The following is a 13,471-nucleotide window of genomic DNA, read 5'->3' on the forward strand; positions in this document are numbered from 1 at the left end:
TGATGAATATGCGCGCGGCTGATAACCCATCATCCAGTCCGTCGATGCTCGACGCAGAGGCCCGCCCCGCATGGGCAGTAATCCTTTTTAGGTACAACGCGAATACCTCCTTGGTGCGCTTATCGCCCATGGCGTGCGGCAGTAGGGTGAAGCCTCTGTCACTCACCGGGGAAGACGCATGACAACAATAACAATGCGCGCCATCTTCAATCCGCAGGCGCTGGCCGTTGCGGTGGCCATGGGTTGCTGTGCCCAGGCGCAGGCCGTTTCATTCAACATTGGCGAGATCGAGGGTCAGTTCGACTCTTCGCTGTCCGTGGGCGCGAGCTGGGGCATGCGCGATGCAGACAAGGATTTCATCGGCACGGTCAACGGCGGTCGGGGCCAATCCTCCACGGGTGATGATGGACGGCTGAATTTCAAGAAAGGCGAGACCTTTTCCAAAATCTTCAAAGGCCTGCACGACCTCGAACTCAAGTACGGTGATACCGGCGTGTTTGTGCGCGGCAAGTACTGGTATGACTTCGAACTCAAGGACGAAAGCCGTCCGTTCAAGGACATCAGCGACAGCAATCGCAAGGAAGGCGCCAAGTCCTCAGGGGCGCAGATTCTTGATGCCTTCGTCTATCACAACTATTCCATCGCCGATTTGCCGGGCACGGTGCGCGCCGGCAAGCAGGTGGTCAGTTGGGGGGAAAGTACCTTCATCGGCAACTCCATCAACAGCATCAACCCGGTGGACGTGTCTGCGTTCCGTCGCCCCGGTGCGGAGATCAAGGAAGGCCTGATCCCGGTGAACATGCTGTTCGCGTCCCAGGGTCTGACCGACAAGCTCACCATCGAAGGTTTCTACCAGTTGGAGTGGGACCAGACGGTTGTGGATAACTGTGGCACGTTCTTCGGCAACGATGTGGTGGCCGATGGTTGCACCAGTGGCTACACCGTGGGCAGCCCGGCGATTGCGCCGTTCGTGCCCTTGACCGAGGCATTCGGCCAGGGCATCCAGGTGTCCAGCGAAGGGGTGATCATCCCCCGCGGCGGTGACCGCGATGCCCGCGACTCGGGCCAGTGGGGCACGGCGTTGCGCTGGCTCGGCGATGACACTGAGTACGGCCTGTACTTCATGAATTACCACAGCCGCACGCCTACCGTCGGGACCACCACGGCGGGGTTCTCGACGTTGTCGGCGTTGCCGGGAATGGTCGCGATTGCCGAGGGCCTGGCCCCCGGCAGCGGTGCGGGCCTGGCGCAAAGCGTCATGCTGGGACGCGGCCAGTATTACCTTGAATACCCCGAAGACATTCGCCTGTACGGTGCCAGTTTCGCCACCACGCTGCCCACCGGCACCGCATGGACCGGGGAAATCAGTTATCGCCCCAATGCGCCGGTACAGCTCAACACCAACGACTTGACCCTGGCGCTGCTCAACCCGATTGCCGGTGGCGCGGCTTCACCCATCGCGACCTCGGCCGGGGCGGACAACACCGGCTACCGGCGCAAGGAAATCACCCAGGTCCAGAGCACCCTGACGCATTTTGTCGATCAGGTACTGGGCGCCGAACGCTTGACGCTGGTGGGTGAGGCGGCGGTGGTGCACGTCGGCGGGCTGGAGTCCAAGGACAAACTGCGTTACGGCCGCGATTCGGTCTATGGCCAATACGGGTTCAATGGCGCCACCGATGGCTTCGTTACCTCGACTTCCTGGGGGTATCGCGCCCGGGCGATTCTCGACTACGCGAACGTGATCGGTGGCGTGAACTTCAAGCCCAACGTTTCCTGGTCTCATGATGTGGCCGGCTACGGTCCCAACGGCTTGTTCAACGAAGGCGCCAAGGCTATCAGCGTCGGTGTCGATGCCGACTACCGCAACACCTACACCGCCAGCCTGAGCTACACCGACTTTTTTGGCGGCGATTACAACGTTCTCGAAGACCGCGACTTCCTCGCGTTGAGCTTCGGCGTGAACTTCTGATCTGGCTGACAAGGAAAACCCAATGCGCAAGATGATCCTGCAATGCGGTGCCCTGGCCTTGAGCCTGCTGGCCGTGAACGTGATGGCGGCGGTTTCGCCGGAGGAAGCGAACAAACTGGGCACCAGCCTTACGCCATTGGGCGCGGAAAAAGCCGGCAATGCCGATGGTTCGATTCCGGCCTGGACCGGCGGCATCCCGAAAAACGCCGGCGCCGTGGACAGCAAGGGCTTTTTGGCCGACCCGTTCGCCAACGAAAAACCGCTGTTCACCATCACCGCCGCCACCGTGGACAAGTACAAGGACAAGCTGTCCGAAGGTCAGGTCGCGATGTTCAAGCGCTACCCGCAAACCTACAAGATCCCGGTCTATCCGACCCACCGCAGCGTGGGCCTGCCGCCGGAAATCTACGAGTCGGCCAAGCGTAGCGCCCTCAACGTGAACGCGATCAACGACGGCAATGGCCTGGCCAATTTCACCGGTAACCGCTACTACGCGTTCCCGATTCCCAAGAGCGGCGTGGAAGTGCTGTGGAATCACGTCACCCGCTATCATGGTGGCAATCTGCGACGTATCATCATCCAGGCCACCCCGCAGACCAATGGCAGCTTCACGCCGATCCGTTTCGAAGAAGAAATCGCCGTGCCGTTCCTGATCAAGGATGTCAACCCGGAAAAGGCCAGCAACGTGCTGACGTATTTCAAGCAGTCGGTCACCGCCCCGGCGCGCCTGGCCGGCAACGTGCTGTTGGTGCATGAAACCCTCGATCAGGTGAAGGAGCCGCGCCTGGCCTGGATCTACAACGCCGGCCAGCGCCGCGTGCGCCGCGCCCCGCAAGTGGCGTACGACGGCCCGGGCACCGCCGCCGACGGGTTGCGCACCTCCGACAACTTCGACCTGTTTTCCGGTGCGCCGGACCGCTACGACTGGAAGTTGATCGGCAAGAAGGAAATGTACATCCCGTACAACAGCTACAAGCTCGATTCGCCAAGCCTCAAGTACGACGATGTGATCAAGGCCGGCCACATCAATCAGGACCTGACTCGCTATGAATTGCACCGGGTCTGGGAAGTGGTCGGCACGGTCAAGCCGAGCGAGCGGCACATCTATGCCAAGCGCCACATGTACTTCGACGAGGACAGCTGGCAGGCGGCGCTGGTGGATCATTACGACGGTCGCGGCCAACTGTGGCGGGTGGCCGAAGGTCATGCCCAGTTCTACTACGACCATCAGAACCCGGGCTACACCCTTGAGGCGCTCTACGACATCATTGCCGGCCGCTACATCGCGCTGGGCATGAAGAACGAAGAGAAACACAGCTACGAGTACGGCTTCGAAGCCAGGGCCGCCGACTACACACCGGCAGCGCTGCGTTCGACTGGGGTTCGATAGTGAGGCCCCCCAGCGAGGGCGCTTGGCCCTGCTGGGATGTAGGAACTGTGTAGGAGCTGTGTAGGAGCTGTCGAGTGCAACGAGGCTGCGATCTTTCCAAAGACACTTGCATCTAAAGCGAAAGTTCAAAAGATCGCAGCCTCCGGCAGCTCCTACGGCCAGCGGAAGCAAGCTCTGGCTTGAGATTTGTTGACGACCGGCAGCGCTCCTGCCGGTCGTTTTTTATGGGCGCCAATCAGCGCGCTGAATACTTCTCCAAAGCTTGGCGACACAGGACTAGGGTGGTGAGATAACAATAAACAGGAACTTCACTCATGACCGCCATGACGCCGTGTCCGGACCGCCCAGGGTTGCTGCCTCGCCTGTCCTCGACGCACGTGCCGCGACGGTCCCTGAGCGAGCCGCTGCTGACTTGCGACGCGCGGGTAAAACTGCTCTGTGCGCCAGCGGGCGGCGGCAAGAGTGCGTTGTTCGCCGAGTGCTTCCTGCAGGCGCCCGACGGGTGTCAGCTGCATTGGGTGCCACTGGGGGGCGCGGCGCTGAGCGCGGTGCAAATGTGTGAGCGCCTGGCCCAGACCCTCGGGCTGCCGATGTTGGATGAAGCGGGACTGCTGGCCCACCTAGCGCGTTTGCAGACACCCACTTGGTTGTTCCTGGATGATTACTGCCGGGTGCCAAATCCCGAACTGGACCAGTTGCTAGACCGTCTGTTGAACACCAGCAGTCCGGCGTTGCACCTGTGGCTCAACGGCCGTCGCCGTCCCCATTGCAACTGGCCGCGGCTGTTGCTCGATGACGAGCTGCACGAGTTCGATGCGCAGGCGTTGTTCTTCACCTGCGACGATGTCCTGCCATTGCTGCGTCATCTGCCCGCCCCGCAGGCCGCCCGTACTGCCCGCGAGGTGATTCAGCGCAGTGGCGGCTGGTGTGCCGGGGTGCGCATCACGCTGCTTGAGCGTTGCGAATGGGCGCGCAGTCATGTAACGCCGGGACGGCCGGGGACCCTGGTCGACTACCTGGAGTACGAACTGTTCAGTACGCTGACCCCGGACCTGGCGCAGGCCTGGCGTGTGCTGGCGCATCTGCCGCGCTTCAATGCCCGGTTGTGCGAGCACCTGTTCGGCGACACCGTGGGCGCGCAGTGTTTGCCCTTGTTGGTGGAACTGGGATGTTTCATCGAACCATGGGAGCAGACGTCGGACTGGTTGCAAATCTTCCCGGCCCTGGCCCGGCTGGTACGTGAAGAACCCTGGCCGCAGGGGCGCTCCTGGCATCGGCGAGCCTGCCAGTGGTTCGCCGCCGAGCAGGACTGGCAGATGGCATTCGAGCAAGCCATGTTGGCTGAAGAGTTTGAGAACGCCGTCAGCTTTTTGCAGCACCTGAACTTCGAGCACGTATTGCAGCGCAACAACGTGGTGCTGTTGCTGAAGCTGCATGACCAACAAGGTGAAGCGTTGATGTTCGGCACGCCGCAATCGGTCGGGTTGGTGACTGCGGCCCTGCTGTTCGCCGGGCGCTTCGATCAGGCTTCGGCGTGCATCGAACAATTGGCCAGGTTTGTGCCGCAACCTCAGGCTTGCCGGCAGCGCCAGGTGTTGGCGCGCTGGCTGGTCTTGCGGGGGTGGCTGTTGCACCTCTCGGGCGATGGCGAGCCGGCACGCGAGCATTTCCTCCAGGCCCAGGCCAGCCTGGAACCAGAAGCCTGGGCCTTACGACTGCTGTGCCTGTCAGGGCTGACGCAGCAAGCGTTGCTCAAGGGGGAACTGGCTTGCGCCCACTGGATCAACCGGCAGGCGTTATGCCTGGCGCGGGCCCATGGCTCGCTGGTGTTTGAAGGGCTGCTGGAGTTGGATCACGCCCAAGTACTGGAGCAGCGTGGGGCTCCCCATCGGGCCGATCATCTGTTGAGCGCAGTCCAGGCATTGCTCGATCAGCCAGGCCAGGATTTTTCGGCGTTGTCGGGACGTATTGCCCTGCGGCGTGGGCGCCTGGCATTGCGCATGGGGTTTGACGAGTTGGCCACTGAGCAGTTTCAAACCGGCCTGGAAAGCGGCCTGCTTAGCCAGGACAAGCAAGTGCTCTATGGCTTTCTCGGTAAAGCGACCCTGGCCGCCAATCAAGGCGACTACGGTGAGGCGTTCATGCAACTGCGCGATGCCGAGCGGATCATGCAGCAGCGGCACATCCCTGACACGGTGTACCGCGGTGTGTTGCTGCAAACCAGCTGTCAGTTCTGGTTGCAGCAAGGGCGCCCGGAGCTGGCCCATGAAGCCCTGAGCCGCGTGTTGCGGCATTTTCGCGGGCCGCAGGCCAAGCACGCGCCGCCTGCGACACTGGAGTTGATTCCGCGCCTGGAATATTTGCTGGTGCTGGCCGAGGTCTACCTGCATCTGGAGCGGGACCCGCGGGCTCGCCTGGAGGCAATGATCGCTCAGGCGCAGCAGTTGGAAATGCATGGGCTGGAAACCGAATTGCAGCTGGCGCGGGTTGAAGTGATCTGGTTGTCCCGCGATCGTTGCCAGGTTCACACGCTCCTGCAAGAGGGGCTCAAGCGAGTTGCCTGTTATCGGGCGCAGCAGGCATTGCGTGAGTTGCGTTTGCGCCAACCTGAGCTGTTGCGGGGGACGCAATCGGTCGAGCCCATCGAACCGTCGGCGGCTGGCGCCGAAGAGACCTTGCTCAGTCACCGGGAACTTGAAGTGCTGGAGTTGATTGCACAAGGTCATTCAAACCAACAAATTGCCGAACAGTTGTTCATATCGTTGCACACCGTAAAAACCCATGCGCGTCGTATACATAGCAAGTTGGGGGTGCAACGGCGTACTCAAGCGGTCGCGAAGGCAAAAGTCATGGGGATGATGAGCTAGGTTGAAAATAACAGGTGGTCATCTTTACGCGTTCTTACATTTGTCTTTTTACTATGATGGGGTTGGCTGATGTATAACTGAGTCGACGGTTCGAACAGGAAGTTCGACCATGACATGACAAGGATGTTTATGAATACTCAGTTATTTTCTTCTTACTCTGAAAAACTGCTCGCATTGAAGAATACTCGCGTGGATTTTGCCGTGCAGGTGCTGTTGGGACGTTATCTGGAAGCACTGGGCGTCAGCCCGTCCAGCACTTACCTGAATACATTGGCCGCTTTTCCGAATCCTGAAGTGGGGTCGTCCGAAACCCTGTTCGATGAGGCGCTGGCCTGGGTTGAAAAACAACAGATGCCCCACTATACGCAAGGCGTCAGTAACATTTTCAGCAAGCGTTATTCCTTTGCCACGCAAGACCGTATCAAGGCGCTAAGTTTAATAACGTTTGAAAAAATCGTAGGGAACATTGTCACCAGCCTGACCGAAAAACCTTCAATGGATTTATCCTGGCGTTCCATCATGCCATTGTCCGCTGAGGACGTTCATGGCGCATTGAAAGTGCATTTGCTCGAGGTCAATCTGGATACAGTCTACGTCACGGGTTTTGTAACCTATGACACCGGCGAGCGAGTGGTGTCTTCTTCTGAGTCGCTGGTCGACTATTTACTGGGCCATCTCAGCAATAATGAAATTCCCTATCACTGCCAAGGCGATCACCAGGGTATTTATAGGGTTGCCTTCAGCGGCGAAGATCGTCATCTCCATCCGCTGCTCGCCCCCGCTCACCTCAATGATTTACTGATCAAAATTGTCCCGGACTTCCTGGGCTGATCCTGGACCCGCTGCATACCCCATCCGCCAACTCACGGCCCGGGTCGCTGCCAATAGGCGTTGCGCCGCCGGGCCGTTTTCGTCGGCGTGGAACAGCGAGGTCGGACCGACGATGGTCATCACCGCTTTCACCTCGCCGACGGCATTGAATACCGGGGCGGACAAGGCATCCACGCCCGGCATCAGCAAGCCATGCACATGGTGCAGGCCGCGACGGCGAATCTGTTCGCACAACGCGGCATAAGCGCGATCGTCGGCGAGGGCGTGGTGCTCGGTGCCTTGCACTTCCTGCTCGCGCAAGCCGATGGTCTCGCGCTCTGGCAGATAAGCGCTGAACACCAGCCCCGTGGACGAACTGAGCAGTGGCAATACCGAGCCCAGTTGCGTCACCACGGTCACGGCCCGCACGGCGGGTTCGATGCGTACCACGGTCGCGCCATGGTTGCCCCACACCGCCAGGAAGCAGGTTTCGTTCAAGTCGTCGCGCAATTCGGCCAGGGGCAGGGCGGCCACTTGCAGCACGTCCATGCCGTTGAGCGCTGCCAGGCCTACGCGTAGGGCCTCGCGGCCCAGGCCGTAGTGGTTGGTGGCGGCGTTCTGCTCGGCGAACCCGCTGGCGATCAACGCCTGCAGATACCGATGAACCTTGCTCGCCGGCATTTGCACGTGTTCGGCCAGCCGCGACAGCGACGTGGAGGGCGACAACTCGGCCAGGGCCTTGAGGATGTCGGTGCCGACTTCGGCCGAGCGGACTTTCTGTTTACCGTTGCTGAGCGGGGTTTCCATGGAGGCGCTGGGTCCAGAGGCGAATGGGCGTCTTTATAGCTTGACGGTCGCCGTCGAGCAAATTACGTTATGCGTAATCAAATTACGATAAAAATAACCCGGTGCGCCTCAACCACTCAGGTGAGTGGCGGGCCGCATTCCAGGAGGCTTCATGAACCTCGATTCCACAGCGTCGGGCCTGGCTTACCAATCAGGCTTTGGCAACGAATTTGCCAGCGAGGCATTGCCCGGCGCCTTGCCCGTCGGCCAGAACTCGCCGCAGAAAGCCCCGTACGGTCTTTATGCCGAGTTGTTCTCCGGCACGGCGTTCACCATGGCTCGCAGCGAAGCGCGGCGTACCTGGATGTATCGAATCCGGCCGTCGGCCAATCACCCGGCCTTCACCAAGCTCGAACGGCAATTGGCGGGCGGCCCATTGGGCCAAGTCACGCCCAATCGCCTGCGTTGGAACCCGCTGGAGATCCCCGCCGCCCCCACTGATTTCATCGACGGACTGGTGTGCATGGCGGCCAATGCTGGTGCGGACAAACCGGCCGGCATCAGCCTTTATCAGTACCGGGCCAACCGCTCCATGGAGCGGGTGTTTTTCAATGCCGACGGTGAGTGGCTGATCGTGCCGCAACTGGGACGGCTGCGGATCGCCACCGAGCTGGGCGTGCTGGAACTGGCACCGCTGGAAATCGTCGTGCTGCCCCGGGGCCTGAAGTTTCGCATTGAACTGCTCGACCCGCAGGCCCGTGGTTACCTCGCCGAAAACCATGGCGCGCCGTTGCGCCTGCCGGACCTCGGGCCAATCGGCAGCAATGGCCTGGCGAACCCGCGGGACTTCCTGACGCCGGTCGCCCATTACGAGAACCTCGCGCAACCGACCACGCTGGTGCAAAAATTCCTCGGTGAGTTGTGGGGATGCGAGCTGGATCATTCGCCCCTCGACGTGGTGGCCTGGCACGGCAACAACGTGCCGTATAAATATGATCTGCGCCGTTTCAACACCATTGGCACGGTCAGCTTCGATCACCCGGACCCGTCGATTTTCACCGTGTTGACCTCGCCCACCAGCGTCCACGGCCTGGCCAACCTCGATTTCGTGATTTTCCCGCCTCGCTGGATGGTGGCGCAGAATACCTTCCGTCCACCGTGGTTCCACCGCAACCTGATGAACGAATTCATGGGCCTGATCCAAGGCGCCTACGATGCCAAGGCCGAAGGTTTCCTGCCGGGCGGCGTGTCCTTGCACAACTGCATGAGTGCCCATGGCCCGGACGGCGAAACCTGTACCAAGGCGATCAACGCCAATCTTCAGCCGGCGAAAATCGACAACACCATGGCGTTCATGTTCGAGACCAGCCAGGTGCTGCGTCCAAGCCGTTTCGCCCTGGATTGCCCGCAACTGCAAACCGACTACGATGCATGTTGGGCCTCGCTGCCTGTCACGTTCGACCCGACCCGGAGATAACCCATGACTCAACTTTCCCCTGCCCGTAGCTGGGTCGCCAGTGCCAATGGCCATGCGGACTTCCCGTTGCAGAACCTGCCATTGGGCATCTTCAGTGTCGATGGCGGTGCCCTGCGCAGTGGCGTGGCGATTGGCGAGCGGATTTTCGATCTGCAGGCGGCGCTGCACGCGGGCTTGTTTGACGGCGCGGCACGCCAAGCTGTCGAGGCCATGGCCGACGGTCAGTTGAATGGCTTTTTCGACCTGGGCCGCGGCGCCCGGGTTGCCCTGCGTGAACGACTGCTGGAACTGCTGCGCGAGGACAGCCCCCTGCGCTGCAAGGTCGAAGCCCAGGGCGCGAAACTGTTGCTCCTCGCTGCCGACTGCCAAATGCACCTGCCGGCCAGGATCAACGACTACACCGACTTCTACGTCGGTATCGAGCACGCGCAGAATGTCGGCAAGCTGTTCCGTCCGGACAATCCGTTGCTGCCCAACTACAAATACGTCCCCATCGGTTACCACGGCCGCGCCTCGACCATTCGCCCGTCCGGCACCGACGTACGCCGTCCCAAGGGCCAGACTTTGCCAGCCGGTCAGACCGAGCCGACCTTTGGCCCGTGTGCGCGACTGGACTATGAGCTGGAGCTGGGCATCTGGATCGGCAAGGGCAATGCCCTGGGTGAACCGATCCCCATCGGCGATGCCGCCGAGCACATTGGCGGGTTCTGCCTGCTCAACGACTGGTCTGCCCGGGATATCCAGGCGTGGGAATACCAGCCCTTGGGGCCATTTCTGTCGAAGAGTTTCCTGACCAGTGTTTCGCCGTGGGTGGTGACGGCTGAAGCCCTGGAGCCGTTCCGTCGCCCGCAACCGGCGCGCCCGCAAGGCGATCCGCAACCGCTGCCGTATCTGCTGGACAAGCGTGACCAGGCCGGCGGTGCCTTCGACATCGAACTGGAAGTCCTGTTGCTGACCGAGGCCATGAGCGAGCAAAACCTACCGGCCCTGCGCCTGACCCTGAGCAACACCCAATACATGTACTGGACCGTGGCGCAGATGGTTGCGCACCACAGCGTCAACGGTTGCCTGTTGCAGGCCGGCGACCTGTTCGGCTCGGGCACCTTGTCGGGCCCTGAAAACCATCAATTCGGCAGCCTGCTGGAAATCACCGACGGCGGTAAAAAACCGATCGAACTGGCGTCTGGCGAAGTGCGTCGATTCCTCGAGGACGGTGACGAAATCATCTTGCGGGCCCGTTGCCGCCGCGAGGGTTCGGCGTCCATCGGCTTCGGCGAGTGCCGGGGCAAGATCCTGCCGGCGCGTTGAGGGGCAGGGCATGGAACTCTATACCTACTATCGCTCCACCTCGTCCTATCGGGTGCGTATTGCGCTGGCGCTCAAAGGCCTGGATTACCAGGCGCTGCCAGTCAACCTGATCGCACCGGCGGGGGGCGAGCATCGCCAACCCTCCTACCAGGCGATCAATCCCCAGGGCCGGGTGCCAGCGTTGCGCACTGATGAGGGTGCGTTGTTGGTGCAATCGCCCGCCATCATCGAATACCTGGAGGAGCGCTATCCCCAGGTGCCGCTGCTCAGCGAAGACCTGGCGGTGCGCGCCCATGAGCGTGGCGTCGCCGCGCTGATCGGTTGCGATATTCACCCCCTGCACAACGTCAGCGTGCTCAACAAACTGCGGCAGTGGGGCCACGATGAAACGCAGGTGACGGAGTGGATCGGGCATTGGATCAGCCAGGGATTGGCAGCGGTGGAGCAGTTGATTGGCGACGACGGCTATTGCTTCGGTGCAGTGCCGGGGCTGGCGGACGTGTACCTGATTCCGCAGGTGTACGCCGCCGAGCGATTCAATATTTCGTTGCTGGCGTATCCGCGGGTCCGTCGCGTGGCGGCATTGGCGGCTGGGCAGGCGGCGTTCCAGCAGGCGCACCCGGCGAATCAGCCGGATACTCCATAAGGGCGGGTCTCTTATCCCTGTGGGGAGCCTGCTCACGATCGCAATGGGGCAGGCACAATGATGGTGAGGCTTGCCTCATCGCGAGCAAGCTCGCCATGGCGATTCAATCGTCGACAAAAATGTGCAGCCTCACGACCGCTCAATGCACAATTGAATTCGGCGGCAAATGCCCCAGCCGCTCCGTCAGCCGGATCCGTTGGATCGGATCGTCGCTGAGCATCAGGGCATGCTCCAGGTCGAAGCGTTCGGCGTTGGGGCAATCGAGTCGCTGATACAGGCTGGCGCGGGCCAGGTAGTCGGCAGCGCTGGCGTTACCCAGTTCCAGCACCCGTTCGGCGTCGATCAGGGCTGCGATATAATCGTCGTTCGCCAGATGCAGTTGACGCAGGTTGCGTGACAGACGCTGCAGCATCTGCATCGGTTCGGTGTTGAGCAGGTGCTCAGCCTTGAGCGGTATGTTCGCGCCGTATTGGCGCTGTAGCAGGTCCCGGCAGTCATTGGGGTACAACCGGCGGCCGCCGCACGGATCGAGCAGGTGATCGGCGCCGGGTACCTTCAACAGGAAATGCCCGGGGAAATTGACACCGACCATCGGAATTTCCAAGCCTCGGGCCAGTTCCAGGGCAATCAGCCCGAGGGCCAGGGGCTGCCCGCGTTTGCGTGCCAGGACTTTGTCCAACAACGCCGCACGTGGCCGCAGAGGCGTGAAGTCGTCCTGGGCGAAGCCCAAGTCATTGAGCCGTCGCAGCAAGGGTTGGCCCAGTTCGCTGACAGGCAGCATCGGCAGGCCATGGCTGACTCGCTGTTGCAGCTCCTTGAAATCCTTCAGCAAGGCCGGGACGTCGACGTCGCGATCATGTTCGGCAGCGATCCACAGCGCCGCTTCGAACAGCGCCGGTGGTGAGCGGTGCAGACAATCAAAAAAGGCTTGGCGCGGTTTCATCAAACTCTCCGGGCTATGCTCCCGTTTTAGCCCTGCCATGGATTTTCGTCCAGTCTCGGACTGAGGCTGTAACAGGTTATGCCGAAAAAGACTGACCACCCCGGTCACTTATTCCTGCGTGCTCCAGCAAATTTCGACTGCGCGCCTATACTGGCGAAACAAACAAAAGTGATTCGGGAGCCTTTCGATGTTTGCTCTCATGCAAAGCTCCCGCCTTGAATCGCTGCACCTAAGCGTAGACCCGGCAACCGGGTTGAAGGCGGTGATTGCCATTCATTGCAGTCGTCCGGGGCCTGCCCTGGGGGGCTGTCGTTATCTTGCCTACCCCGACGACGAAAGTGCCGTGGTCGATGCTGTGCGCCTGGCCCAAGGCATGAGCTACAAGGCGGCGCTGGCGGGTTTGCCCGTGGGTGGCGGGGTGGCGGTGATCATGCGCCCGGCCCATGTCGAGAGTCGGGCTGCGTTGTTCGAAGCCTTTGGTCGCTGTATCGAGCAGTTGGACGGTCGCTATATCACGGCCATCGACAGCGGCACGTCAGTGGCCGACATGGATTGCATCGCCCAGCAGACTCGCCATGTCACCAGCACCACCGCCTCGGGAGACCCCGCGCCCCACGCAGCAATGGGGGTCTTTGCCGGCATCCGTGCCACCGCCATGGCCCGCCTTGGCAGCGATAACCTCGAAAGCCTGCGGGTGGCGATCCAGGGCCTGGGCAATGTCGGTTATGCCCTGGCCGAACAACTGCACGCGGCGGGTGCCGAGTTGCTGGTCAGCGACATCGACTCTGGCAAGGTGCAATTGGCCATGGAGCAACTGGGCGCCCACCCGATCGCCAACGACGCGTTGCTCAGCACCCCCTGCGACATCCTTGCTCCTTGCGGGCTGGGTGGGGTACTCAACAGCCAAAGCGTGGCGCAACTGCGCTGCTCGGCCGTTGCTGGCTCGGCCCATAATCAGTTGAGCAATCTGCAGGTGGCCGATCAGTTGGAAAGGCGTGGAATTCTCTATGCGCCGGACTATGTGATCAACTCTGGTGGCCTGATCTACGTTGCGCTGAAGCATCGCGGCGAAGAACTGTCGACGATCACCGCGCATTTGTCGAAGATCGGTGCCCGGCTCACGGAAGTTTTCGCCCACGCCCAGGCGGAGAAGCGCTCACCGGCCCGGGTGGCAGATGAGCTGGCGGAGCGTTTGTTGTACCGCTGAAAATCAAACAGTGCCCAAAGCTTGCCCCTGCCGGGCTGCGCAGAAGCTGTGTAGGAGCTGTCGAG

Annotated in this window: 10 protein-coding genes; 8 read left to right on the forward strand and 2 right to left on the reverse strand. The window is 61.3% G+C overall.

The window, feature by feature from the left end:
• The first annotated feature begins 178 nt into the window (after nucleotides 1-178).
• The 4 genes from AACY42_RS06660 (at nucleotide 179) to AACY42_RS06675 (ending at nucleotide 7,060) form a co-directional block, all read left to right on the forward strand.
• Nucleotides 179-1,972, forward strand: a complete 1,794-nt coding sequence (locus AACY42_RS06660; RefSeq protein ID WP_339477908.1) for a DUF1302 domain-containing protein — start codon at nucleotides 179-181, stop codon at nucleotides 1,970-1,972.
• Between the two features lie 22 nt (nucleotides 1,973-1,994).
• The gene (locus AACY42_RS06665; RefSeq protein WP_339477911.1) at nucleotides 1,995-3,362 is read left to right on the forward strand and encodes a DUF1329 domain-containing protein; all 1,368 of its coding nucleotides are present in this window, start codon (nucleotides 1,995-1,997) and stop codon (nucleotides 3,360-3,362) included.
• Nucleotides 3,363-3,676: 314 nt separating this feature from the next.
• Nucleotides 3,677-6,229: a helix-turn-helix transcriptional regulator gene (locus AACY42_RS06670; protein ID WP_339477914.1), complete on the forward strand. Its 2,553-nt coding sequence runs from the start codon at nucleotides 3,677-3,679 to the stop codon at nucleotides 6,227-6,229.
• A gap of 129 nt (nucleotides 6,230-6,358) precedes the next feature.
• A complete protein-coding gene (locus AACY42_RS06675; RefSeq protein ID WP_339477917.1) occupies nucleotides 6,359-7,060 on the forward strand; it encodes a hypothetical protein in 702 nt (233 codons plus the stop codon).
• Here the strand turns inward: AACY42_RS06675 and AACY42_RS06680 are convergent.
• Nucleotides 7,025-7,846 carry an IclR family transcriptional regulator gene (locus AACY42_RS06680; protein WP_339477919.1) on the reverse strand — a complete coding sequence of 274 codons (822 nt, stop codon included), beginning with the start codon at nucleotides 7,844-7,846 and terminating at the stop codon, nucleotides 7,025-7,027. The two genes, AACY42_RS06675 and AACY42_RS06680, sit on opposite strands and share 36 nt — an antisense overlap.
• 151 nt (nucleotides 7,847-7,997) lie before the next feature.
• Here AACY42_RS06680 and hmgA point away from each other — a divergent pair, with 151 nt between their 5' ends.
• From hmgA to maiA, 3 genes are read left to right on the forward strand one after another with little or no spacing between them, the layout of a single operon-like run.
• Nucleotides 7,998-9,302: a homogentisate 1,2-dioxygenase gene (gene hmgA, locus AACY42_RS06685; RefSeq protein WP_339477922.1), complete on the forward strand. Its 1,305-nt coding sequence runs from the start codon at nucleotides 7,998-8,000 to the stop codon at nucleotides 9,300-9,302.
• A 3-nt stretch (nucleotides 9,303-9,305) separates the two neighbouring features.
• Nucleotides 9,306-10,610 carry a fumarylacetoacetase gene (fahA, locus tag AACY42_RS06690; RefSeq protein WP_339477925.1) on the forward strand — a complete coding sequence of 435 codons (1,305 nt, stop codon included), beginning with the start codon at nucleotides 9,306-9,308 and terminating at the stop codon, nucleotides 10,608-10,610.
• 10 nt (nucleotides 10,611-10,620) lie between these two features.
• Nucleotides 10,621-11,256: a maleylacetoacetate isomerase gene (gene maiA, locus AACY42_RS06695; RefSeq protein ID WP_339477928.1), complete on the forward strand. Its 636-nt coding sequence runs from the start codon at nucleotides 10,621-10,623 to the stop codon at nucleotides 11,254-11,256.
• A 139-nt stretch (nucleotides 11,257-11,395) separates the two neighbouring features.
• Here the strand turns inward: maiA and AACY42_RS06700 are convergent, their stop codons facing one another.
• Complete coding sequence (locus AACY42_RS06700; protein ID WP_339477931.1) at nucleotides 11,396-12,199, reverse strand: SirB1 family protein; 804 nt, start codon at nucleotides 12,197-12,199, stop codon at nucleotides 11,396-11,398.
• 187 nt (nucleotides 12,200-12,386) lie between these two features.
• Between AACY42_RS06700 and AACY42_RS06705 the strand changes: the two genes are divergently transcribed.
• Nucleotides 12,387-13,406: a Glu/Leu/Phe/Val dehydrogenase family protein gene (locus AACY42_RS06705; protein ID WP_339477934.1), complete on the forward strand. Its 1,020-nt coding sequence runs from the start codon at nucleotides 12,387-12,389 to the stop codon at nucleotides 13,404-13,406.
• Nucleotides 13,407-13,471: the final 65 nt, after the last annotated feature.

Source organism: Pseudomonas sp. RL_5y_Pfl2_73, assembly GCF_963970515.1.
Classification (GTDB): Bacteria; Pseudomonadota; Gammaproteobacteria; order Pseudomonadales; family Pseudomonadaceae; genus Aquipseudomonas.